General features: G+C 67.9%; 20 protein-coding genes and 2 pseudogenes (1 of these 22 only partly in view). 18 read left to right on the forward strand and 4 right to left on the reverse strand.

The features are described from left to right. Positions 1 to 1,876: pseudogene (locus E6K79_03725) on the reverse strand (heavy metal translocating P-type ATPase); it reaches 481 nt to the left of the window's first position. Between the two features lie 129 nt (positions 1,877 to 2,005). Between E6K79_03725 and E6K79_03730 the strand changes: the two are divergent. Together E6K79_03730 and E6K79_03735 are read left to right on the forward strand one after the other, a co-directional pair. After that, on the forward strand, positions 2,006 to 3,091 hold the full coding sequence (locus E6K79_03730) for an Mrp/NBP35 family ATP-binding protein (GenBank protein ID TMQ65982.1): 1,086 nt from the start codon (positions 2,006 to 2,008) through the stop codon (positions 3,089 to 3,091). A gap of 40 nt (positions 3,092 to 3,131) precedes the next feature. Next, on the forward strand, positions 3,132 to 3,431 hold the full coding sequence (locus E6K79_03735; GenBank protein TMQ66088.1) for a DUF971 domain-containing protein: 300 nt from the start codon (positions 3,132 to 3,134) through the stop codon (positions 3,429 to 3,431). A 5-nt stretch (positions 3,432 to 3,436) separates the two neighbouring features. Here the strand turns inward: E6K79_03735 and E6K79_03740 are convergent, their stop codons facing one another. From E6K79_03740 to E6K79_03750, 3 genes are all read right to left on the reverse strand, one after another. After that, the gene (locus E6K79_03740) at positions 3,437 to 3,856 is read right to left on the reverse strand and encodes a hypothetical protein (GenBank protein TMQ65983.1); all 420 of its coding nucleotides are present in this window, start codon (positions 3,854 to 3,856) and stop codon (positions 3,437 to 3,439) included. Beyond that, positions 3,856 to 4,080 (reverse strand): helix-turn-helix transcriptional regulator, encoded by a 225-nt coding sequence (locus tag E6K79_03745; protein TMQ66089.1) that lies wholly within the window; start codon positions 4,078 to 4,080, stop codon positions 3,856 to 3,858. Before E6K79_03745 ends, E6K79_03740 begins: the two co-directional genes overlap by 1 nt. 113 nt (positions 4,081 to 4,193) lie before the next feature. After that, positions 4,194 to 4,985, reverse strand: coding sequence for a glycosyltransferase family 2 protein (locus E6K79_03750; GenBank protein TMQ65984.1), 792 nt, complete (start codon positions 4,983 to 4,985; stop codon positions 4,194 to 4,196). Between the two features lie 80 nt (positions 4,986 to 5,065). Here E6K79_03750 and E6K79_03755 point away from each other — a divergent pair, with 80 nt between their 5' ends. The 16 genes and pseudogenes from E6K79_03755 (at position 5,066) to E6K79_03830 (ending at position 24,056) form a co-directional block, all read left to right on the forward strand. Continuing rightward, a complete protein-coding gene (locus E6K79_03755) occupies positions 5,066 to 6,064 on the forward strand; it encodes a hypothetical protein (GenBank protein ID TMQ65985.1) in 999 nt (332 codons plus the stop codon). Between the two features lie 2 nt (positions 6,065 to 6,066). Continuing rightward, positions 6,067 to 7,044 carry a methionine synthase gene (locus E6K79_03760; GenBank protein ID TMQ65986.1) on the forward strand — a complete coding sequence of 326 codons (978 nt, stop codon included), beginning with the start codon at positions 6,067 to 6,069 and terminating at the stop codon, positions 7,042 to 7,044. Beyond that, entirely contained in the window at positions 6,477 to 8,294 is a 1,818-nt protein-coding gene (locus E6K79_03765; GenBank protein ID TMQ65987.1) for an efflux RND transporter periplasmic adaptor subunit, read from the forward strand. Before E6K79_03760 ends, E6K79_03765 begins: the two co-directional genes overlap by 568 nt. Before the next feature lie 19 nt (positions 8,295 to 8,313). Next, positions 8,314 to 9,012: an ABC transporter ATP-binding protein gene (locus tag E6K79_03770; GenBank protein TMQ65988.1), complete on the forward strand. Its 699-nt coding sequence runs from the start codon at positions 8,314 to 8,316 to the stop codon at positions 9,010 to 9,012. Continuing rightward, positions 9,009 to 10,157 (forward strand): FtsX-like permease family protein, encoded by a 1,149-nt coding sequence (locus E6K79_03775; protein TMQ65989.1) that lies wholly within the window; start codon positions 9,009 to 9,011, stop codon positions 10,155 to 10,157. Before E6K79_03770 ends, E6K79_03775 begins: the two co-directional genes overlap by 4 nt. Before the next feature lie 10 nt (positions 10,158 to 10,167). Continuing rightward, positions 10,168 to 11,325, forward strand: coding sequence for an ABC transporter permease (locus E6K79_03780; GenBank protein ID TMQ66090.1), 1,158 nt, complete (start codon positions 10,168 to 10,170; stop codon positions 11,323 to 11,325). 24 nt (positions 11,326 to 11,349) lie between these two features. Further along, on the forward strand, positions 11,350 to 12,267 hold the full coding sequence (hemC, locus tag E6K79_03785; GenBank protein TMQ65990.1) for a hydroxymethylbilane synthase: 918 nt from the start codon (positions 11,350 to 11,352) through the stop codon (positions 12,265 to 12,267). Positions 12,268 to 12,270: 3 nt separating this feature from the next. Beyond that, complete coding sequence (serS, locus tag E6K79_03790) at positions 12,271 to 13,548, forward strand: serine--tRNA ligase (GenBank protein TMQ65991.1); 1,278 nt, start codon at positions 12,271 to 12,273, stop codon at positions 13,546 to 13,548. Between the two features lie 10 nt (positions 13,549 to 13,558). Then, the gene (locus E6K79_03795; protein ID TMQ65992.1) at positions 13,559 to 14,836 is read left to right on the forward strand and encodes a HAMP domain-containing histidine kinase; all 1,278 of its coding nucleotides are present in this window, start codon (positions 13,559 to 13,561) and stop codon (positions 14,834 to 14,836) included. Between the two features lie 13 nt (positions 14,837 to 14,849). After that, the gene (locus E6K79_03800; protein ID TMQ65993.1) at positions 14,850 to 16,412 is read left to right on the forward strand and encodes a bifunctional response regulator/alkaline phosphatase family protein; all 1,563 of its coding nucleotides are present in this window, start codon (positions 14,850 to 14,852) and stop codon (positions 16,410 to 16,412) included. Positions 16,413 to 16,416: 4 nt separating this feature from the next. Beyond that, a complete protein-coding gene (gene tsaE / locus E6K79_03805) occupies positions 16,417 to 16,920 on the forward strand; it encodes a tRNA (adenosine(37)-N6)-threonylcarbamoyltransferase complex ATPase subunit type 1 TsaE (GenBank protein TMQ65994.1) in 504 nt (167 codons plus the stop codon). Then, positions 16,898 to 17,602 (forward strand): tRNA (adenosine(37)-N6)-threonylcarbamoyltransferase complex dimerization subunit type 1 TsaB, encoded by a 705-nt coding sequence (gene tsaB / locus E6K79_03810; protein TMQ65995.1) that lies wholly within the window; start codon positions 16,898 to 16,900, stop codon positions 17,600 to 17,602. The genes tsaE and tsaB overlap by 23 nt, the downstream gene beginning before the upstream one ends. Next, the gene (gene rimI / locus E6K79_03815) at positions 17,599 to 18,081 is read left to right on the forward strand and encodes a ribosomal-protein-alanine N-acetyltransferase (GenBank protein ID TMQ65996.1); all 483 of its coding nucleotides are present in this window, start codon (positions 17,599 to 17,601) and stop codon (positions 18,079 to 18,081) included. The genes tsaB and rimI overlap by 4 nt, the downstream gene beginning before the upstream one ends. Continuing rightward, positions 18,078 to 18,911, forward strand: a pseudogene (locus E6K79_03820) (acetyl-CoA carboxylase carboxyltransferase subunit beta). Before rimI ends, E6K79_03820 begins: the two are co-directional and overlap by 4 nt. A 338-nt stretch (positions 18,912 to 19,249) precedes the next feature. Then, on the forward strand, positions 19,250 to 20,560 hold the full coding sequence (locus tag E6K79_03825; GenBank protein ID TMQ65997.1) for a bifunctional folylpolyglutamate synthase/dihydrofolate synthase: 1,311 nt from the start codon (positions 19,250 to 19,252) through the stop codon (positions 20,558 to 20,560). Beyond that, complete coding sequence (locus E6K79_03830; protein ID TMQ65998.1) at positions 20,550 to 24,056, forward strand: hypothetical protein; 3,507 nt, start codon at positions 20,550 to 20,552, stop codon at positions 24,054 to 24,056. The genes E6K79_03825 and E6K79_03830 overlap by 11 nt, the downstream gene beginning before the upstream one ends. Positions 24,057 to 24,111 lie beyond the last annotated feature (55 nt).

The following is a 24,111-nucleotide window of genomic DNA, read 5'->3' on the forward strand; positions in this document are numbered from 1 at the left end:
TGCGAACGCGCCCGCGGCGGAGCGCCTCGATCGCCTCGCCGGCGCCCTCCCGGAGCGGATCCGCGATGCCGAGAAGACCGGCCGGCTTCCCCTCGATCGCCACGAAGACGACGGTTTGCCCCTCGGAGCGGAGCGCGTCGGCCCTGTCTCGAAGCGCTCCCGGGTCGACGCCCATCTCGGCGAGGAGCGCCGCGCTCCCGACCGCGACCTCGCTGCCGTCGACCGTGCCGCGCACCCCTTTCCCGGTCACGCTCCTGAACTCCGCGGAGCGGGGGAGCGCCAAGCCACGCGATTCCGCGCCCTCCAGAATCGCGGCGGCGAGAGGATGCTCGCTCTCGCGCTCGAGGCCGGCCGCGTACGTCAAGAGCATTGGCTCGTTCCCGTCGAGAGCGATCGCCGCCACAAGTCTCGGCTTCCCCTCGGTCAAGGTGCCGGTCTTGTCCACGACGAGCGTGTCGACCTTCTCGAGGACCTCGATGGCCTCCGCGTTCCGAAAGAGGATCCCCATCGAGGCGCCGCGCCCGGCCGCCACCATGATCGACATCGGCGTCGCGAGCCCAAGGGCGCAGGGGCAGGCGATGATGAGCACCGCCACCGCGTTCAGGAGCGCGTACGCCATCCGGGGCTCGGGGCCGACCAGGTTCCAGATCAGGAACGTCGCGACCGCGACCGCCACGACGGCGGGGACGAAATAGGAGGAGACGACGTCGGCCAGGTTCTGGATCGGCGCGCGCGTGCGCTGCGCCTCGGCCACCATCGCGACGATCCGCGCGATCAGCGTCTCGGAGCCGACCTTCTCTGCGCGCATGACGAGGGCGCCTGTCCCGTTCACGGTGCCCCCGACGACGCGGCTCCCCGGGTCCTTCCACACTGGGATCGGCTCGCCCGAGATCATCGACTCGTCCACGGAGCTCGTGCCCTCGAGCACCACGCCGTCGACCGGGACCTTCTCGCCCGGCCGCACCCGGAGGAGATCGCCCACCCGAACCTGGTCGAGCGGCGCGTCCTCCTCGCTTCCGTCCGGGCGAAGCCGCCGCGCCGTCTTGGCGCCCAGGTCGAGCAGCTTTCGAATGGCCGCGCCCGTCCGGCCGCGCGCCCTGAGCTCGAGGACCTGGCCCAGGAGGACCAGCGTGACGATCGCGGCCGCGGCCTCGAAGTAGACCCCGGCCTGGCCGGACTCGTCCCGCAAGGAGGCCGGGAAGATTCCAGGGAAGAGCGCGGCGACGGCGCTGTAGGAATAGGCCGTGAAGACCCCGAGCCCGATGAGCGTGAACATGTTGAGGCTGCGGTTTCGAACGGACGCGACGGCCCGAGCGTAGAACGGCCACGCGGCGCACGTGCAGATCGGCGTCGCGAGCAGGAGCTCGAGCATCGCCCGGTGCCGCATCGAGAGGAGCCGCCACGCCGGCGCCCCCGCGATCTCTCCCACCGAGAGGAGCATCGTAAGCGCGGTGAGTCCCGCCGCGATCCAGAAGCGGCGCGACATGTCGCGGAGCTCCGTTTCGTCTCCGGGACCGGCGCCCGCCGGCTCGAGGGCCATGCCGCAGATCGGGCAAAATCCCGGGCGGTCCCGCCGGATCTCGGGATGCATCGGGCAGGTGTAGATCGTCGGCTTCGAGGCGGAAATGGGAGAAGGGCCGGTCGGGTGCCTCGAAGTGGTGGCCGGAGCCGCCTTCCCGGAGAGAAACGCATCGGGATCATCGGCGAACCGCTGGCGGCAGCGCTCGCTGCAGAAGAGGTACTCGCGCCCGCCGACCGAGTGCCGATGCGGGCTCTCGGGTCGGACGGACATGCCGCAGACGACGTCGCGCCCCGCCGAGGCTGGGCTCACCGGAATCGGCGTGGGTCTCGGCGAGATCGGAACTTGGGCGCGCATCGTTTGGATGGTACTCCGCATCCTAGGATAGAGCTAGGCCGTGGTCCGAATAGTGGTTGGGAGCGTTCCCACGGATTGGTATCATCTCCGGCCCTGCCCACCCTGGCGCCTTCCCGTTGAGGAGAACGAATGACCGACGTCGCGATCCGCGAAGACATGGTGTTGGATGCGCTCCGGGCGGTCATGGATCCGGATCTCAACCGTGACATTGTGAGCCTCAATTTCATCCGCAATCTTAAGATCGAGGGGACGACCGTCTCCTTCGACGTGAATCTCACGACCCCCGCCTGCCCCGTCAAGGACCGCCTCCGCGACCAGTCGAAGCAGGCGGTGCTCTCCAAGGTCCCGGGCGTGAAGGATGTGCTCGTGAACATGACGTCGGAGGTGCGCCGCGCGCCCGGTCCCGACACGAGCGTGCTCAAGAACGTGCGAAACATCATCGCCGTGGGGAGCGGGAAGGGCGGCGTTGGGAAGTCGACCGTCGCGGCGAACCTCGCGGTTTCCCTCGCGGGAAGTGGCGCGCGCGTGGGGCTCCTGGACGCCGACATCTACGGCCCCAGCATCCCGATCTTGATGCGCGCCGGCCATCCGGCCGAGCCGCGCGAGGACAACGTCATCGAGCCGGGCCTGGCCCACGGGGTGAAGCTCATGTCGATGGGCTACATGAGCCCGGGCGATCAGCCGCTCATCTGGCGCGGCCCGATGGCGCACAAGGCGCTCCAGCAGTGCCTCCTCGGCGTGAACTGGGGGGAGCTCGACTACCTCGTCGTCGATCTGCCGCCGGGAACGGGCGACGTGCACTTGACGCTGGTGCAGACGGCGTCGGTCACCGGCGCCGTGATCGTCTCGACGCCTCAGGATGTCGGGCTACAGATTTCCATGAAGACGCTCCGGATGTTCCAGCAGACGAAGGTGCATCTCCTCGGCATCGTGGAGAACATGAGCACGTACGTCTGCCCGCACTGCGGCGAGCGCGACGACCTGTTCGGCCACGGCGGGGCGAAGCGCGCGGCGGAATCGCTGGGCGTCCCGTTCCTCGGCGAGATCCCGCTCGACGCGGCGATCCGCCGCTACTCGGACGAGGGGACCCCGGTCGTGCTCTCGGAGCCCGAGTCGCCGTCCGGAAAGGCGTTTCAGGAGATCGCGGGGAAGCTCGCCCAGCAGGTGAGCATCCAGACGTTCAAGCGAATCGCCCTCACGGTCGTGGAGGAGTAGCGTGCCCGCGCTCTCATCCGACGCCACCACCCCGCTCTCGATCAAGAAGAAGGGCGGCGAGCGCGTCACGATCGGCTGGGCCGACGGACACGAGAGCATCCTTCCCGCGCGCTATCTGCGCGGCCGATGCCCGTGCGCTCAATGTGTGAGCGAGACGACGGGGCAGCGGTTGGTGTTCGAAGAGCACGTGAACCCCGACATCCAGATCCTCGCGGCGCGAATCGTCGGCAACTACGCGCTCCATATCGAGTGGAGCGACGGCCACTCGACCGGGATCTACAGCTTCGACTTCATTCGGCGGATCTGTCCGTGCCCGGAGTGCACGGGGCCGGCCGCCTAGCGCCCCTACATGCCCCGCCGGTAGTAGACGAGCTGGAAGACGTACCTCGCGACCTCCGACAGGAGCATCGAGAGCATCAGCAGGTGCGCGATCCAAACATTGGGGATCGCCAGGACCATGCCCGTAATCGCGGTGAGCACGCCGACGCTCAGGATCCAGGATGAATTCCGCTCGGCCCGCCACCCGATCAGCCGGTCGCGCTCGTCCCGCCCTTCCGGCTTGCTCGCGATCGCCACGACCGTGTGGCCGGCCACCAGCACGACGACCAGCAGGACCACCGCCACGAAGAAGAGCGGCACGAATGCGGCTACGACCGTGACGCCCCTCGAGAGCATGTGCGCCGCGACGACGAAGTACGAGCCCAGTACTCCGACCATGCTGATCAGTTGAATCCAGACGCTCTTCTCCTCAAACGACGCGTTCATCATTTCTCCTCTTGCTGGTGGAATTGGAAGACCTCCTCGAGCGGTTTTCGAAACGCGGCCGCGATGCGGAAGGCCAGCTCGAGGGAGGGCGCGTACTTCGCGCCCTCGATCGCGACGATCGTCTGTCGCGTCACGCCCACCTGTTCCGCCAACGCCTGCTGGGTCATCTCCCCGGACTCGAAGCGCAGCCGCCTGATCTGGTTTCGCACCGCCGCCGTTCCCATGCCATTAATGTATGTTATACCAGACATTTTGTCAAGTACACATGACCACAAATTCGAGGGAGGGCAGACGCGGGGCGCTTCGGTTACCTTATATGTTCTAGCAGTAATTAAAGTTAAGCAGGCCTGCTACCGGTCGACCGCGGCCCCTCGGAGCCCGGGCGCGATCGCCGGTAGAGGAGAAGGTACGCGAGCAGGATCTCGGTCGATTGAAGCCACCACCACACGACGCCGGGCAGGCCGTCCCGCCAACCGCCGCGGATCACGACGCGGCCCAGGAAGAATCGCGACGGCTCCCAGAGCGCGCGCGGCACCGAGGGGCGCACGCCCGAGGCGCGCATCCGCTCGGCGCGGTCGGCGGCGTAGGCCGCGAGCTTTCTGAGACGGCCGGGCAGCTCCGTGGCCGTGAAGTGATCGACGACGCCCGGCAGCCGTCCGACCGGGCCGTCGACGATCAAGCTCGAGTGGAGCGCGGACTCCCAGCGCGTGCGCTCCCGCCTTCCCAGGCGGACGTGCACGTCGCGGTCGAGCCCCCCGTGGTCGAGCGGAAAGCCAAGGAAGTGGCACCGGAACCGAAGCGCGTAGGCCACCGGGTCTCCGGCGTTCGGATCCTTCGACGCGACGCCGCGCACGGCTTCGGCGAGAGTCGAATCCAGCGCCTCGTCGCTGTCGAGCGCGAGCACCCACGCGCCGGCCGCCTCCGCCCACCCCGCGTTTCGCTGGTCGCCGTCGCTCCGGTAGGGGCGCTCGACGACGCGCGCCCCGGCGCCGAGCGCGATGTCGCGAGTCCGGTCGACGCTTCCCGAGTCGAGCACGATGATTTCGTCGGCGAAGGCGACGCTCGCGAGCGCGGCGGGAAGGGTATCCTCGTTGTTCTGGGTCGGGATCACGACCGAGAGGCGCGTCACGGCGCGCAGTATAGGGCCGGATTGAGAGCTTGCAAACGCTGTGGTAATCTCCGTGGCGCGCCCGGTTTCGAAGAACAGGTATCCGAGGAGGAAACGTGCAGATCGAGACCACGTTGGCCGGAAGTTATCCCAAGCTTCCGACCCAACCCGGTGACGCCAACCTGAGAGTCGTGCGGAATCGGCGCGACCAGGGGAAGGCCACCGACCAAGACGTCGCGGAAGCGATCCTAGCGACGACGCGCCGGATTCTGGCGATGCAGGAGCGGGCCGGCGTCGACATCCCCGTCGACGGGGCCGCGGCCTGGGATGACGCTCAAACGTACGTGGCGCGATCGCTCGGCGGCTTCCAGATCGCCGGGCTGATCCGCTACCTCGATACGAACACGTATTACCGCCAGCCCGAGATCGTCGGGGCGGTGTCCTGGGAGCGGCCGATCACGGTCGAGGACTTCCGGGCCGCGCAATCGATGTCCGAGCGCCCGGTGAAGGCGCTCCTACCGGGGCCGTTCTCGCTCTACCGGTTCTCCAAGGACCGCCATTACAAGTCGCCGGCCGACGCGCTCCGCGCCATCGGAGCGGCGCTCGCCCGCGAGGCGCAGGCGCTCGAGAAGGCCGGAGCCCGCTGGATCCACTTCGAGGAGCCGTGGATCGGACGCGTGCGCGCGGAGGAGGCGTCGCTCGTGCGCGCCGCGCTCGAGCCGCTCCTGGCCGAGCGGACCGCGCGCACGGTCATCCATGTCCCGTTCGCGACCCCCGGGGCGGTCTTCGACGCGATCCGCGACCTCAAGTGGAGCGCGATCGGCCTCGATCTGGTCGAGTCGTCCGCGGCGTGGGACATCCTGCCGCGCGTTCCCAAGGAGCGGATCGTCGCGCTCGGCCTGATCGACGCGCGGAACACCCGCCTCGAGGATCCGGCGGAGGTCGCCCGCGCCGTCGCGCGCGCCCGCTCCGCGCGCCCGGACCTCGACTTCCAGCTCAGCACGAGCGCCAGCCTGGAATACCTGCCCGCCGACAAGGCCGAGCTCAAGGTTTCCCGGTTGGTCGAGGCGGCGCGCATCGCGTCGCGGAACGGAGGATGATCATGCCCCGCGGATTGTGGACGACCACGGTGGGGAGCTTCCCCAAGCCCCCCAATCTGGAGAAGGCGCGCAACCAGCGCGCGCGCGGCGAGATCTCCGCCGACGCGCTGGAGAAGCTCGAGCGCGAGGAGACGGTGAAGCTGATCCGCCGCCAGGAGGAGATCGGGCTCGACATTCTCGTCGACGGTGAGCTCTACCGCGGCGACATGACGACCTACTTCGCCGAGCTGATGCCGGGGTTTGCGATCTCGAACCCGGTCCGCTCCTACGGGAACCGCTACTACCGGAAGCCGATCGCGGTGGGGCCGATCCGACGCAAGGAGCCGCTCACCGTGAGCTGGTGGAAGTTCGCCCAGGAGCAGACCTCGAAGCCGATCAAGGGGATGTTGACCGGTCCCTACACGATGATGGATTGGTCGTTCAACGAGCATTATCCGTCGCGCGAAGCGATGGCGATGGATCTGGCCGAGGCGATCAACGAAGAGGCCTTGGCGCTTCAGGAAGCCGGCGCGAAGTTCATCCAGATCGACGAGCCGGCCGTCTCCGTGCGTCCCGAGGAGCTTTCGCTCGCTGTGCGCGCGCTGGGCCGCGCGACCGAGGGGTTGAAGGCGAAAACGATCACGCACATCTGCTACGGCGATTTCGACGTGATCTACCCCGCGCTTCTGGATCTCCCGGTCGACATGATCGATCTGGAGATGGCGAACAGCCGCTACGACCTCCTCGACCGCTTCCGCGCGAACCCGTTCACGAAGGAGATCGGGTACGGCGTGCTGGACGTCCATTCCCACCGCGTCGAGACCAAGGACGAGGTGAAGGCGGGGATCCTCCGCGGCCTCGAGGTGCTGAAGCCCGAGCAGATGTACGTCGATCCGGACTGTGGGTTGAAGACGCGGACGGTGGACGAGGCCTTCGCGAAGCTCCGGGTCATGGTGGACGCGGTTCGGGAGGTCCGGGAGGAAAAGGGCATCACGGCGTGACGCGGACGGGTTCGGCCGATCTTTCCGGCCTCACGATCGATCGCGAATCGCCTCCTCCGTCATCCGGCCGCGGACCCCGGCCGTGGGCTCTTCTTCTGGGGCTCCTCGTCGCGCTCGTCGTCGCGGCAGTCCTCCTAAAGCCCGTCTTCGCTCCCAAAGCCATCTCCGTCACCGTCGCGCGGGCCGAAGCGCTCGGCGGCACTCCCGGCGCCGGCGCTTCGGAGGTGCTGACCGCGAGCGGATACGTCGTGGCCCGGCAGCGCGCCTCGGTCTCGACCGAGGTGGCCGGCCGGCTCGAGGCCCTCTACGTCAGCGAGGGGAGCCGCGTCACGAAGGGGCAGGTTCTCGGCGTTCTCCGGAACGAGGATCAGCGGGCGGCCGTGGAGAGCGCGAAGGCGGCCCTGGCCTCGGCCGAGGCCGCGAGCACCGAGGCGAAGGCCACGGCGCGGGAGAGCGCGCTCGAATTGGGCCGCGTGCGCGAGCTTCTCGCGCGCGGGCTCGTGAGCCAGGCGGAATTCGACCAGGTGGAGGCGCGCGACGCCGTCTCGCGGGCGCGCGTCGAGAGCGCCGCCGCGGCGGCGCAGTCCGCCCGGGCCGGCCTCGACCAGGCGAAGATCGCGTACGAGAAGACCTTCATCCGCGCCCCGTTCGCGGGAGCCGTGCTCCGCAAGGAGGCGGAGGTGGGGGAGATCGTGAGCCCGATTCCCTCGAGCGGAGGGCTGACGCGGGGCGCCATCGCGACGATGGCCAACCTCGCCACGCTCGAGGTCGAGGTGGACGTGAACGAGGGCTACGTCGCCCGCGCGCGGCAGGGGATGCGCGCCGAGATCACGCTCGACGCCTATCCCAGCGAGCGCTACCCGGGACACGCCCGGCAGATCGTCCCGACCGCGGATCGGCAGAAGGCCACGGTCCAGATCAAGGTGTCGTTCGATTCGCTCGACGCCCGGGTGCTCCCCGAGATGGGCGCGAAGGTCACCTTCCTGGCCGATCCGGCTCCGTCGACCTCCGCGGGCGGCGGCGCGGCGGCGCCGGCCGTGGTCTGGATCCCGCGCGCCGCGGTGCGCGACCAGGAGGGGCGGGCTGTGATCTACGTGGTGGAGGGCGATCGAGCGCGGGAGCGCGCTATCTCCCCGCGGCCGCTGGGACCCGATCGCGTCTCGGTGAGCGGCGGGCTCGCGGCGGGCGAAGCGGTGGTCGTGGAGGCGCCGCCCGAGCTGAAGGATAAATCCAGGATTCGAATCAGATAGGGAATCGGAGGAACATCGAATGGCCGACGGCATCGCCGCAGCGAACGGCAGCCTGATCTCGCTCCACGACGTCCACAAGGTCTACCGCCGGGACAAGATCGAAATCCCGGTGCTGGCCGGGATCAACCTCGAGGTGAAGCGGGGAGAATTCCTGGCGCTCATGGGACCCAGCGGCTCCGGAAAGTCGACGCTCTTGAACCTGATCGGGGGCATCGACCAGGCCACGCGCGGCGACGTGCGGGTCGCGGGCGAGTCGCTCGGCACCCTGAAACACTCGAAGCTCGCCGCCTGGCGGGCGCGGCACGTCGGGTTCATCTTCCAGCTCTACAATTTGATTCCCGTCCTGACGGCGTTCCAGAACGTGGAGCTGCCGCTCCTCCTGACGCGGCTCTCCGGGTCCGACCGGAAGAAGCGCGTCCACCTGGCGCTCCAGCTGGTCGGGCTCGACGGACGGGCCGGCCACCTTCCGCGGCAACTCTCGGGAGGCGAGGAGCAGCGCGTCGCGATCGCGAGGGCGATCGTCGCCGACCCGACGCTCCTCGTGGCCGACGAGCCGACGGGCGATCTCGACGCGAAGAACGCGGAGGAGATCCTCGTCCTCCTGCAACGGCTGAATCGGGAGATGGGGAAGACGATCTTGATGGTCACGCACGATCCCCACGCCGCCGAGCGCGCCCAGAAGACGCTCCACTTGGACAAGGGAATCCTGAAGCCGTGAAGTTCTTCCGCCTCATCCTCGCCCATCTCCTTCGGTCGAAGCGGCGGACGTTCCTGACCGTCTCCTCCATCGCGATCGCGCTCTTCCTCTTCTGCACGCTGCGCACGGTCATGACCTCCCTCGACGCGGGGATCCGGGCCTCGGACGCCACGCGCCTCGTGGTCCGGCACGCGGCCTCCCTCGTCTTCCCGCTTCCCTTGGCGTACAAGGAGCGCCTCGAGCGGGTGCCCGGCGTGGAGCGGGTGAGCTGGGGAAACTGGTTCGGGGGCTATTACCAGGATCCCAAGAATCAGTTCACGCAGTTCGCGGTGGACGCGGTCTCCCTCTTCGACCTCTTCCCCGAGCTTCTCCTGCCGGGGCCGGAGCGCGAGACCTTCCTGGGCGAGCGGACCTCCTGCATCGCGGGAAAGGCGCTGGTGGCTAAGTACGGATGGAAGATCGGCGACGTGATCCCCATTACCGGGACGATCTATCCCGGCGATTGGCGCCTGACCTTGCGCGGGATCTACACGGCGAGCACGCCGGACGCGGACGAGAACACGATCTTCTTTCACTGGGACTACCTGAACGAGGTGATGCCGCAGCCCCGCAAGAACTGGGTCGGGATCTACTGGGTCCGCGTCGGCTCGGCCACGGACGCGCCCGCCGTGAGCGGCCGCATCGACGCCATTTACGAGAACAGCCCGCAGCCCACGAAGACCGAGACCGAGAAGGCGTTCCAGGCCGGCTTCATCCAGATGATGGGGAACGTGAGTCTCCTGCTCACGATCCTGGGCTCCGCGATCGTCTTCGCGATCATGCTCGTGACCATCAACACGATGATGATGGCCGCCCGGGAGCGGACGACCGAGATCGCCGTTCTCAAGACGCTGGGGTTCGACGACGGCTTGATCCTGCGTCTGGTCGCGGCGGAATCGATGGTCCTCTCCCTCGCCGGCGGGATCCTCGGTTGCGGCATCGCGTTTCTTCTGTTTCGCAGGCTCGACTTCACGGCCGGGGGCATGATTCCCAACTTCCGCATGCTTCCCGGGACGCTCGGGATGGGCCTCCTGCTCGCGGTCGTCATGGGGCTCCTAAGCGGTCTCGCGCCCGCGGTAACGGCGGCACGGCTCCAGATCGCCGGCGCGCTCCGGAAGGTTGCGTAGCGTGGCCCTCATCCCGATCGCCTACAATCTGAGGAACCTGGCCGCCCGGCGGGTGAGCACCGCGCTCACGGCGCTCGGGATTGCCTTGGTCGCCTGGGTCTTCATCTTCACGCTCGCGCTGGCGGGCGGATTCCAGGCCGCGCTCCAGACGACGGGCTCGCCGAACAACGCGATGGTGATCCGGAAGGGGTCGACATCGGAGCTCATGAGCATCCTCGATCGCGAGTCGGCTGCCGCGGTGATGAGCCAGGAGGAGATCGCGCGCGCCCCCGACGACACGCCGCTCGCGGCCGCCGAGCTGATGGTGGTCTGGAACCTTCCCCGGAAGTCGGGGACCACCACGAACGTCGTCGTCCGCGGCGTCGGCCCGAAGTCACTGGCGCTCCGCCCCAAGGTGCGATTGGCCGAGGGCCGCATGTTCCGCCCGGGGCTGGACGAGATCGTCGTGGGGAAGATGGTGGCCGAGCGATTCCGGAACTGCCGGGTGGGGGACCAGCTCAAGCTCGCCGGGCGCTCGTGGACGGTGGTGGGCGTGATCGACGCCCAGGGCACGACCTTCGATTCGGAGATCTGGGGGGACGTCGAGCTCTTCATGCCCGTCTTCGACCGCCCGGTGTTCCAGAGCATCACGCTCCGGCTCCGCGATCCGTCGTATTTCCCGGCGCTCAAGAAGCGCCTCGAGTCGGACCCGAGGATGAGCGTCGAGGTCCAGCGGGAGGACGCGTTCTACGCCGCGCAGTCGGGCACGCTCGCGGGGATGCTCCGCATGCTCGGCCTCTTTGTCACCTCGATCATGGCGCTCGGGGCGGTCTTCGGCGCGCTCAATACGATGTACGCCGCCGTCGGGGCGCGGACCAAGGAAATCGGCGCGCTTCTGGCGATCGGCTTCTCCCGCGGCTCGGTCCTGGCTTCGTTCCTCGTCGAGTCGGTCTTCCTGAGCCTGATCGGGGGGCTGATCGGGTGCGTCCTGGCGCTGCCGGTCCGGTCGTTCACGACCGGGACCATGAGCTTCGCCACCTTCAGCGAGCTGGCGTTCCGGTTCCAGGTCACGCCGGGCATGCTCCTGACCGGCCTCGCGTTCTCGGCGCTGATGGGCCTGGTCGGCGGGTTCTTTCCCGCGCGGAAGGCCGCGGCCATGCCGATCATCGAGTCGCTGCGCGAGGCGTGATCCTGTGCTAGCGTCGGTCCCCTCATGAGCCACGCCACGCTCCGCATCGGATACCGCGCCAACCGCCTCGGCCAGATTCTCGGCGAGCGCGTCGCCGACCAGCTCAAGCCGTACCTCGGCACGACGACCGCGCAGCTTCACCCGGTGGACTCCTCCGGCGAGAGCGGCCTCGATCTCAGCATCGGCTGGCCCGGATCGCCGCTCGAGCGCGCCCTCGCGAAGGGAACGATCGATCTCGCGGTCCAGAACGCGAAGGACCTGGCCCCGGACCCGGAATCGGGGGTCCTCCTGGCGGCGGTGACCGAGCGCCTCACGCCCTTCGACGTCCTGATCGCGCGCGACGAGACGATCATGGACGAGCTTCCCGAGGGCGCCGTGATCAGCGCGCACACGCCGCTCCGCCGCGCGCAGCTCCTCCGCTATCGGGACGATCTCAAGCTCGTCGACTTCACCGGGAGCCTGGACGAGCGCATTCGGATGCTCGACTCCGGAGAGGTCGACGGGCTCATCGTCTCCGCGGCCGCGGTCGAGCACCTGGGGTTCCAGGACCGCGTGACCGAGATCTTCACGACCGAGGTGCTCCTTCCCGCGGCTGGGCAGGGGGCCTGCGTGGTCCAGATCCGGCAGGGCTCGAAGGATCTGCTCAAGTTGGTCAAGCACCTCGAGACCCCGACCGCGCGGATGGAGATCGAATCCGAGCGCGCGTTCGTCCGCGAGCTGAAGGCCGACGCCTCGATGGCGATCGGGGCGCTGGCCGCGATCGACGGCCAGAACGTCCGCCTGGACGGGCTCGTGACCGACCGCGACGGGCGGAGGGCGGTCCGTGACATCGAGGAGGGAGAGGCCGGCGACGAGGTCGGGATCGGCTCCCGGCTCGCGCAGCGCCTCCTCGTGGAAGGGGCGCGAAGGATCCTCTCGGGCGTCGGGACCGCGGCCCGATAGCCGATGCTCGACCTCAAGCGCGTCCGGACCGACACCGCTCGCGTCCGCGAGGCGATCTCGCTCAAGAAGAGCACCGCCGATCTCGACCGCCTTCTCGCCCTCGACGAAGAGCGCCGCGGGCTCCTCTCCAAGGTCGAAGCCCTGAAACACGAGCGGAACGAGGCCTCCGAGGAGATCGGCCGGAAGAAGAAGAAGGGAGAGGACTCCTCGGACGCGATCGCCGCGATGAAGCGGGTCGGCGACGAGATCAAGTCCCTCGACGGGCGGATCGCGACGCTCGAGGCCGAGATCGAGCGCATTCTCGTCTGGATTCCGAATGTGCCCCACGAATCGGTCCCTCGGGCGGCGGACGCTTCGGGGAACGTCGTGGTCGCGAGCGTCGGCGAGCCCCGCCGGTTCTCCTTCGAGCCGAAGCCCCACTGGGATCTCGCGCAGTCGCTCAAGCTCCTCGATTTCGAGCGCGGGGTGAAGATCGCAGGGAGCGGGTTTCTTCTCTTCACGGGGATGGGTGCGCGGCTCGAGCGGGCCCTCATCCAATTCATGCTCGACCTCCACACCCGAAAGCATGGGTATCGGGAGGTGTCGCCCCCGCACGTCGTGCTCCGCGAGTGTCTCTTCGGGACCGGCCAGCTTCCGAAGCTGGAGGAGGAGATGTACCGCCTCGCTGACGAGGAGCTCTTCCTGAACCCCACGGCCGAAGTCCCGGTCACCAACATGTACCGGGACGAGATCTTAGAGGGAGAGCGGCTGCCGATCTACCACACGGCCTATTGCGCGAGCTACCGCCGCGAGGCGGGCGCGGCGGGCCGGGAGACCCGCGGCATGATCCGCGTCCACCAATTCGACAAGGTCGAGCTCGTCAAGTTCGTCCGGCCGGAGACCTCGTACGATGAGCTCGAGCGGATGCGGCAAAACGCCGAGGCCGTTCTCGCCGCGCTGGAGCTTCCTTACCGGGTCCTCCTCCTGGCGGCGGGCGATCTGAGCTTCGCCAACGCGAAGTGCTACGACCTCGAAGCGTGGGCGCCCGGGGAAGGGCGATGGCTCGAGGTCTCCTCGTGCAGCAACTTCGAGGACTTCCAGGCGCGTCGGGCCGGCATCCGATTCCGGGCCGAGCGGGGTACCAAGCCGGAGTTCGTGCACACCCTGAACGCGTCGGGCCTCGCGCTCCCCCGCACGTTCGCCGCGTTGCTCGAGAATCATCAGACGGAACGCGGGACGGTGCGCATCCCGGACGCGCTCGTCCCGTACATGGACGGGGTGCGCGAGCTCGCCCCCGCCTAGGGGCCCGTCCATGGCCGCGCGCCGATCCTTTCCCCTCCTCCGAGCGCTCTCCTACAAGGTCTATCTCTTTCTCGCCGTCGTCGTCCTGATGGTGGCGCTCGTGGTCCACTCCAACACCATCATCACCCGCCTGAACGCGGAGACGCGCGCCCGCTGCGACGTCCTCGCCACCTTCTTCGCCGTCGTGACGATGCAGGCGGCGGACGATCCCTACATCCGGCCGATTTTTCGCGACGCGGTCCAGAGCATCAATTTCCCGATCGTGCTGACGGACTTGAACGGGGTCCCGCGCGCGTGGAAGGAGATCGGGATCCACTCCGACGCGATTCCCGATTCGGTGCTCGACCGGGTCGCGCGGACCGGCCGTCCGACGCACGAGGTGGCGCGGATCCAGGAGATCGTGCGGCGCCTGGACCGGATCAACAAGCCGGTGAACATCCTGCGCGTCGGCCAGCCCGGCGTCCTCGGCTTCGTTCACTACGGGGAGCCCAAGCTGGTCCACGAGCTGCGCTGGCTGCCGTACATCGAGCTCATCCTGATCCTGATCCTGCTTCTCTTCGGCTACGCCGGACTCCGGAGCCTCCTGATCGGCGAGCAGCGGCTCCTCTGGGCCGCCCTCGCGAAGGAAACGGCGCACCAGCTCGGCACGCCCCTCTCGTCCCTGATGGGGTGGACGGCCGTGCTTCGTGAGACCGCGGCGAGCGGCGACCTCAGGAAGGAGCGGGTCGACGAAGTGGTCTCCGAGATGGACCGCGACCTGACCCGCCTCCACAAGGTCAGCTCCCGGTTCGGCCAGGTCGGCTCGATGCCGACCCTCAAGGAGGGCGATCTCACCGACGTCGTCTCGGGCGCGGTCGACTACTTCCGGAACCGGCTCCCGCACATCGGGCACGAGGTGGAGATCATCGAGCGATACGAGGCGATCCCGCGCGTCGCGTTCCACCGCGAGCTCATCGAGTGGGTGGTTGAGAATCTGCTGCGGAACGCGATCGACGCGATCGACAAGCCGAAAGGGACGATCGAGGTGAGTCTCGTGTGGAAGCGCGAAGAGCGCCTCGTGGAGCTCTGCGTCCGGGACAACGGACGGGGCATGTCGCCCGAGGAGCGCCGCCGAGCCCTGGAGCCGGGCTACACGACGAAGCGGCGGGGCTGGGGCCTGGGCCTCGCGCTTGCGAGGCGGGTGGTGCGCGAGTACCATGGAGGGCGCATCCAGATCGTGGATACCGTTCCCGGGCGCGGCACCGCGGTGGCCGTGACGCTGCCCGTCCCGCCCCCGCAGCCTTCCTGAACCCGGATCCCGCATGAACCCGGTCATTCGAAAGATTCTCTGGGCCGATGACGAGATCGACCTCCTGAAGCCGCACATCCTCCTCCTGGAGGAGAAGGGCTTCCGGGTCACGCCCGTCTCGAACGGGAACGACGCGGTCGCGTGCGCCGCGCGCGAGAAATTCGACGTCGTCCTGCTCGACGAGTCGATGCCGGGGATGGGCGGCCTCGCGACGCTCGAGGCGATCAAGGAGAAGGATCCCGGCCTCCCGATCGTGCTGGTGACGAAGAACGAGGCGGAGTCCCTCATGGACGAGGCCATCGGCCGGAGGATCGACGACTACCTCCTGAAGCCGGTGCGGCCGACCCAGATCTTTCTCGCGCTCAAGCGGCTGCTCGAGTCGGACCGGCTCCAGGAGTCGCGGCGCGCCCGCGACTACGTGGCCGAGCTGGCCCGCCTCCGGTCCGAGTCGGCGGGTGGGCTCGACTGGCGGGGCTGGATCGATCTCTACGCGCGGAGCGCCCAGTGGGACGTCGAGCTGGACCAGGTGGACGACGAGGGCCTGAAGCAGGCGCAGGGCGATCAGCGCCGGGAGCTGAACGTCGAGTTCTCCTCCTACGTGGAGTCGCACTACGAGTCGTGGGTCGGCGGCGGAGAGGGCCCGCCGATGTCCCACCAGGTCGTGGAGCGGTGGGTGGCGCCCCACCTTCGCGAAGGGGGACGCGTCTTCCTGCTCGTGATCGATTGCATGCGGCTCGATCAATGGCTCACCGTCGAGCCTCTCCTCCGCCCGTACTTCGACATCGAGCTGACGCACCAGATCTCGATCCTGCCGAGTGCCACGCCTTACTCGCGGAACGCCATCTTCTCGGGGCTTCTGCCGGACGAGATCCAGCGCCAGCATGCCAACTACTGGCAGGAAGCCTCGACCGACGAGCGGAGCAAGAACCGGTTCGAGCGCCAGCTCCTCGATCTCCAGCTGGCCCGGCTCGACGTCAAGCTTCCGTCGGGGCTCAAGTACATAAAGATCTACAACGCCGAGGAGGCGTCCCACGTCCGCCGGAACATCGTCACGTTCCAGAACATCCCGCTCGTCGCCCTCGTGTTCAATTTCCTCGACATGCTCACGCACGGCCGGTCCGAGTCGGATCTTCTCAAAGAGTTGGCGCCGGACGAGTCGGCCTTCCGGTCCGTGATGCGGTCGTGGTTTCTCCACTCGGCGCTCTTCGACGCGCTCAAGTGGATCGCGAAGCAGAACTGCGTGGTCGTGGTCACGACGGACCATGGGGCCGTGTTGAGCCGGCGCTCGGCGTTGGTCTACGGGAACCGCGAGACCTCGACCAATCTCCGCTTCAAGTTCGGATCGAACCTGGGCTGCGATCCGAAGCAGGCGATCCATCTCAGGGACCCGGCCCGATTCCGGCTCCCTGCGGACGCGCTTAACAAGCAGTACATCGTGGCGAAGGAGGACTTCTACTTCATCTACCCCACGAAGTTTCACGAGTACGAGAGCAAATACCGCGGCAGCTTCCAGCACGGCGGGATCTCCCTCGAGGAGATGATCCTGCCCGTGGCCACGCTGCGCCCGCGCGGCTGATCCCGTGAACGTCGAGCTGCGTTCGATGCTTCGGACCGAGGGCGAGACGCTGTCGCTGGGCCGCCACGTGGGATCGCTCCTGAAGCCGGGGGACTGGATCGCCCTGACCGGGGAGCTGGGCTCGGGGAAAACGACCTTCGTCTCCGGTGTGCTGGCCTCGCTCCACCCCGGCGCCCGGGTGCGAAGCCCCACGTACGTGCTGGTCGAGGTCTACGGGGCCAAGCCGACCGTCGTGCACGCGGATCTCTTTCGCCTCGCCTCGAGCCGGGAATTCGCCGGGCTCGGCCTCGAGGACCTGGCCCTAGGGGACGCGGTGGTTCTCGTCGAATGGGCCGACCGCGCGGCGGGGGACCTTCCCCTCGACCGCCTCGATCTCGAGCTCCGCTATCTCGACGGCGACGGGCGGGAAATCAGAATTCGGCCGCGCGGGGACCGTTGGGAATCGCTCGCGCGCGAGGGCGCGTTCGACCGGGATCGGTGGCACGATGCGCTATATCCTGGGAATTGACACGGCCGGCGTCGACGGGTCCGTGGCGCTCGCCGGCGACGGCGAATCGCTCTCATCGGAGCCGCTCCCGCCGGGAGGACACTCCGGAATTCTCTCGGAGGCCGTGGAGCGGCTCACGAAGAGGCGCGGAATCTCGCTCGGAGATCTCGCCGCGGTCGGCGTCTCGCAAGGACCGGGCTCGTTCACGGGGCTTCGGATCGGCCTCGCTTGGGCGAAAGGGGTGGCCCTCGGCCGCTCCCTGCCTCTCGTCCTCGTCTCGGCCCACGAGGCGATGGCCCACGCCCATCGGTTGGGCCGCGGCCGGATCGCCACCCTGATACCGGGAGAGCGCGGCTTCGTGGAGGCGGCCCTCTGGGAGCGGGGCTCGAGCGCGATGCTCGTCTGGGGACCCGAGCCGGTGGATGAGGACGACGCCGTCGCGCTGGTGATCGAGCAGGCGCGCGCGGGTGGGTCGCCGCAGTCCCCTCCGACCCTCGCGCTCGCGCCGTCCAACGCCCGGATCGCCGCGGCGCTCGAGGACCAGCTCGATTCGACGGGCGTGTCCATCGTCGCACCCGCCCCGCTCGGCCCGGCCGTCGCCGAGATCGCGGACCGGCTCTTCCTCTCGGGGCGGGTCGCCGACTGGGCGGCCGCCTCCCCGGCGTACGGGCGGGCCCCGAACGCCCGGAAGCCGGCCTCATGAGGGCCCGAAACCCGGAAAACGCGATCCGCGTAGTACCCATGACGATCGCCCGGATCGACGACGTGCTCGCGATTGAGAAGGTCTCGTTCAGCGATCCCTGGTCGCGGGAGATGTTTCGCTCGGAGTTGGAGGTGGGCGGCGGGACCTACGCCAGGGTCGCCGTGCGGGGGAACGCGCTCGTCGGCTACCTGCTGGCGGTGATGATCGTCGATGAGGCCCACCTGGGAAATCTGGCCGTCCACCCCTCCGAGCGGCGCTCCGGTGTTGGCCAGCAGCTGTTGGATGATCTGCTCGAAACCGCCCGGGAGAAGGGTGTCGGGAGGATCACCCTGGAGGTCCGGGAGTCGAACCAAACTGCCCGTAAGTTCTACTACCAAAACAAGTTCATTGATGTCGCCATGCGAAAGAACTACTACCGGAACCCGGTGGAGGATGCTATCGTCATGCTTCGGAGCCTTCAGGAGGGTTCGAGGGCATGACCTGGCTCAGGAAGGCAAAAGAGGGGCTCAAAGCCCAGCAGCGGCGACGGGAGCTCCCCGACGGACTTTGGACGAAATGCGAGGACTGCGGCGAGATCCTGTACCACAAGGAGCTCGAGCGGAACCTCTGGACCTGCAGCAAGTGCTCCTACCACTTCCGCATCTCCGCGCGGTCCTACATCAAGATCCTGGTGGACGAGGATACGTTCGTCGAGCGCTTCTCCGAGGTCGTCTCGACGGACCCCCTCAAATTCCGCGACGCGAAGCGCTATAGCGATCGCCTGAAGAAGGCGCGCGAGGAGACCGGACTCTCCGAGGCCGTTCTCTGCGGAGAGGGGCGAATCGAGGGGCATCCGTGCGTGCTCGCGATCATGGATTTCGCGTTCCTGGGGGGGAGCCTCGCTTCCGCGGCCGGCGAACGGATCGCGCGCTGCATTCTTCTCGCGATCGAGACCCGCCACCCGCTCCTCATCCTCTCCTCATCCGGGGGCGCCCGCATGTTCGAGGGTATTCTCTCGCTCATGCAGATGGCGAAGGCGAACGCGCTCTTGGCGCGGCTCTCGGACGCCGGAGTCCCGTACATCTCGATCATGACCCATCCGACGACGGGCGGCGTCACGGCGAGCTTCGCGTCCGTGGGCGACGTCATCCTCGCGGAGCCGAAGGCGCTGATCGGCTTTGCCGGGCCCCGCGTCATCAAGCAGACGATCAACCAGGAGCTCCCCGAGGGGTTCCAGCGTTCCGAGTTCCTGCTCCAGAAGGGAATGATCGATCGGATCGTCCACCGGACGGAGCTCAAGAAGTCGGTCGCCTGGCTCCTTCGATTCTTCGCCGCCGGGGCGGCGCTTCCCCAGAAGCCGCGCCGCCGCGCCGGGGAGTCGCTCGAGCGATTCCGCGCCGCGTCGCTTCCGATCGGCACGGCGCTCCCGCCGGAGCCGCCGGCTCCCGGCGCGGAGGGAGTCGTTGCGGGGACGCGGACGATCGATCTGCCCGAGGCGAGCCCGAACGGAGGGACCCCCGCCGCCGCCGCGCCAGCGCCCGCGCCCGCGGCAAAGACGCCCGCGCCCGCGGCAAAGACGCCCGCGCCCGCCGCCGCGCCCACACCCGCGGCAAAGACCCCCGCGAAGCCCCCCGCCCGCTCCCCCGGCCGAGAAGTCCGCGTCGAGGAATGAGCTTTACGGAAGGCGTCTCGCTTCGCGGGCGCCTCGAGGACCTGTACCGCTTCGAGCGGAGCGGCATGCGCCCGGGCCTGACCGGGATCGAGCGCCTGCTCGAAAAGGCGGGGCGTCCGGATCGCGCGTTCCCATCGGTCCTGATCGCGGGCACAAACGGGAAGGGATCGACCGCCGCGACCCTCGCATCGATCCTCCGCGCCGCGGGCCTTCGGACCGGACTCTACACCTCCCCGCACCTGGTCCGGTTCAACGAGCGGATCCGGGTCGACGGCCGTGAGATCTCGGACGCGGAGCTGGATGATCTCCTGACGCGCTGGTGGCCCCGCTTCGAGGAGGAGCATCCCTCCTTCTTCGAGGCCGCCACCGCGATCGGATTCGACCACTTCGCCGCGTCGAGCCTCGACGCCGCGGTCGTCGAGGTCGGGCTGGGCGGACGCCTCGACGCGACCAACGTGCTCGAGCCCATGGTCTCCGTCATCACGACGATCTCGAGCGATCACGCCGAGATCCTGGGTCACACGCTGCGCCGGATCGCGATCGAGAAGGCGGGCATCGTGAAGGAGGGAGGGCGGCTCGTGCTCGGGGTCAGGCCGGGCGAGGCGAGAAACGCCATCCTCGAGATCGCGACCGCCCGCGGCGCGACGGTCGAGCTCCTCGGGCGCGAGGCCCGGTTTCGCGTGCTCCGCGTCGGGGAGGACGGAACCGAGTTTCACCTCAAGACATCCTCGTTCTCGGGGGCCGTGACGATCCCGCTCCACGGCGCGCACCAGGCGCGGAACGCCGCCCTGGCGGCCCTCGCGGCCGAGACGGTCCTGTCGGGGCGGCCCGGCGGTGAAATCGCGCGCGCGATCGAGGCGGGGATCGTCGACACGCGGTGGCCGGCTCGGGTCGAATGGATCGAGGGGGATCCGCCGATACTCGTGGACGTGGCCCACAACGTCGAGGGCGCGATCGCGCTTGGAGTGACCGTCGCCGCTCTGCTTCCCGGCCGGCCGATCGCCGTCGTGGCGGCCTTTTCGCGCGACAAGGCGCACGACAAGATCTTGAAGGCGCTGGGGCGGGTCGCGGGGCGATTCTTCCTCACCCAGTTCGCGGGCGAGCGCGCCACGCCCGCGGTCGATCTCCTTCACGCGGCGCCCGCGCGCCACCTCGATTGCGAGGCCGTGCCGGACGTTCGCGAAGCGATCTCGCGCGCGAAGTCGTGGGCCCGATCGCGAAACGGCGCGGTCCTCGTCACCGGCTCCTTCTTCCTCGTCGGCGAGGCGCTCCCGATCCTCGATCGCGAAGTCCCGCGTGCGATCTAGCTTCCTCCTCGCGGCCGCGCTCTGCGCCGCCGCCACCTTTGCCTTTCCACCCCGAGGCGCAGCCGCGCCGCCCGACACCACGTCGGTCGAGCGGAGCGACCGCGAGCCCTACCACCTGAGCGCCGACCGGCTCGAGGGATCCGCCGCCGCGGGGGAGAACGTCTATACGGCGAGGCGCGCGAAGGTCGTCCACGGCACCACCACCGTCACAGGCGACTCCGCGCTGATCTATCGGATCCGCGAGATGGTTCTGTTTCGCGGGAACGTGAGGATCGTGGACGGCGGGACGCGAATGTGGGGAAACGAGGCGTCGTATGAGCGGAAGACGCGCCTCGCGACCCTGCGGGGAGACGTCCGGATCGAGGAGTCGGGGGCGAAGATCACGGGGCGCGAGGCGCGCTTCTACCGGGCCGAGAATCGCTCGGTGATCACCGGCGACGCGAGGCTCGAGGACTCCACCCGGGTCGTGACGGCCGACCGCATCGAATACGACCGGAACAATGACATCGTCACCGCGATCGGGAACGTGGACGCGTACGATCGGGCCGAGAGCACGCGCGTCCGCGCCGAACGGGTCCGATACGACCGGCGAAAGGACTACGCCTGGGCCGAGAACGAGCCGGTCTTGGAGCTCGAGGAGCGGGACGGGAAGAAGACCGAGGTCCGCGGCACGACCCTCGAGTTCGACACCGCGAAGCGGCGCGTCTATGCGATCGGCGACGTGCGCATCCACCGGCAGGATCTACGGGCGACCTCCGAGCGGGCGGAGTTCGACCAGACCGATCGCCGCGCCATCCTGGTCGGGAATCCCAAGGCCTGGGATGCCGAGGGCGCGGCGCGCGCCGACACGATCGAGATCGGCTTTTCCGAGCACCGCCTGGAGTCCCTCCACCTGCGATCCAACGCGATCGTCGAATACGAGGCGAAGCCGGACTCAGGCCGCGGGGAGAGGAACATCGCCAACGGCGACACGATCACCGTTTTCTTCGACGGCGAGGAGGCGAAGGAGGCGGTCATCGTCGGCAGCGCGAAGAGCCAGTACTGGCCCAGCGCCGCCGACAGCGTCGAAGGCGGCCGGAACGTATCGGAGGGGGACACGATCCACGTCTTCTTCGAGAAGGGCCGCCCTGCTCGCGCGGTCGTCCTTGGCCGGAGCCATGGGCTCTACTACCTCGCGGCCGAGGGCGATACGAGCCAGGCCGCGTCGCGCGAGGTCGTTCGATACAGCGGGACCGAGATCGATTACGACGTGAAGAAGGGAAGCGTCGACGTCCTGAGCTCGGCGGACGTGGTCTACAAGGAGATGCACTTGACCGCGAACAAGATCGCGTTCGACTCGAAAACCAACAAGATGAGAGCGGAAGGGGACCCGGTTCTGGTCGACGGGAAGGACCGGATCACCGGCGACACGATGACCTACGACCTGAACTCGCGCCAGGGGACCGTCTACGAGGGGCGGACCACGTACGACCGCGGATTCATCTACGGGGAGCGCGTGCGCAAGGTCTCCGAGAACGTGCTCGACGTCGTGAACGGCACCTACTCGACGTGCGATCTGGAGGAAACGCACTACCACTTCCAGGCCCACAAGATGAAGGTCTATCTCCAAGACAAGGTGATCGCGCGCCCGGTCGTCTTCTACATCAAGCGGATCCCGGTGCTCGCGCTCCCGTTCTACGTCTTTCCGATCAAGCCGGGACGCCATTCGGGGTTCCAGCTTCCACAGGTGGAGTTCGGGTCGTCAAGCAGGGGGGGGAAATTCGTCCGGAACATGGGCTACTACTGGGCGATCAACGACTACATGGACGCCACGGGCTGGTTCGACTACTACCAGGGGTCGAGCTGGGTGACGCACGGCCAGTACCGCTACCACAAGCGCTACGGGTACCAGGGGCAGATCAACTCGTCGTACGAGAACCAATTCACCGAGAAGGGGACGAATCGCTGGGACCTCATCGGCACCCACTACCAGACGCTCGGCACGAACTTCGCCCTGACCGCCCAGGCCAACCTGACGAACTCCAGCACATTTCAACGGGATCCCAATCTGGGCAACAACGTCCTGACCCGCATCCAGCGGAACCTCCGCTCGAATCTCTCGCTCCAGAAAGGCTGGAGCGGCGGCTCCATCAATGCGGGGCTACTCCAGACCCAGGATCTCGACGCCGGGCCCGGCGGACTCAAGATCCAGCAGCAGCTCCCCTCGTTGACGTACCGGATCAATTCCCGTCCCATCGGGCATCTTGCTCGGGGACAGGAGCCGGCGCACCTCCCCCTGCTCGCGAGCACGACCTACAGCTTCAGCACCACGGGACTCTACGAGCGGAAGCAGTACGAGACCTTCACCCGGTACGACACGCTCGGGACCACCGTGGACAGCTCCAAGGTGGACTCGCTCGACGCCCGCGGCGCGACACGGTACGACTTCGGGCTCGCCGACGTGCGCACGCTGCTCGGATTCCTCCACGTGGGGCCTCGATTCTCGTACAGCGGCGTCTACTACAGCCGCGATCAGTCCGGGGCGCGAAATCAGCTTGGCGGGGTCTGGAGCGCGGGGGTGGGCGTCAACACCGCCATCTACGGGACGTTTCGCACGTCGATCGGACCGCTCCGCGCGGTCCGGCACGTCATCACGCCCTCCGTCTCCCTCGGCTACCAACCGAAGAACAATAGCCTCCTCTTCCGCGATTCGGCCGGGGTGCTGCGGCAGCGCTTCGACGGCGTGAGCGGGATCAATCTCTTCGGCGGGGAGGCGAAGCGGGTCGATTTCGGGCTCTCGAACGATTTCCACGCCAAGTGGGGGGATCCGACCCATCCCACGGTTCTGAACAACCTCATACAGCTCAACACGAGGGGGAGCTACAACCTCCTCGCGAAGAATGTCGGAGCCAAGCCGCTCTCCGACCTCTCCACAAGCCTGCGCCTGCACCCGATCCGGCGCAGCGATTTCGATTTCAACTTCGTCCACAACCCCTACGACCGCCGGCTGCTCCAGTTCAGCGCCTCGACCGGAATCTCGTTCCAGGGGCAGAGCAAGTATGCCGAGGCAGCGGATGAATTTTCCGACGAGCCGGGCGCGGATGCGATACGGGCGCCGACGCCGCTCTCGCCGCAGGGCCTCTCGTCCACGTCGCTCCCGTGGGTCGTCGCGGCCTCGATCTCCTATAGCGGCTCCCGCGCGCGCAGGGCGGGAGGCGGGTACTTAACGTGGGGATCGAGCGCGAGCCTGAACGGCACGGCCGGGATCAATCTTTCCAAGAACTGGCGCTTCGACTACCAGTGGCAGTTCGACGTGAAGCAGGGACAAATGGTCTCGCAGTTTTTCAGCGTCAAGCGCGAGCTCCACTGCTGGGAGATGCAGTTCACGCGGAGCATCTCGGGTACCGTCAGCGACGATTACTACTTCAAGATCAACGTCAAGAGTCTCCCGGAGGTCTACTACGAAAGAGGTTCGAAGGGGCTGCGCGGCTTCGGTGGCGTCTCGGACCTCTACTAGAAAACCCCGCGTCCTCATGCGAAATCCATTTGACACCCCCCTTGGTCGCGGCGTA

It is taken from the genome of Candidatus Eisenbacteria bacterium, from assembly GCA_005893305.1.
Taxonomy (GTDB): Bacteria; Eisenbacteria; RBG-16-71-46; order SZUA-252; family SZUA-252; genus WS-9.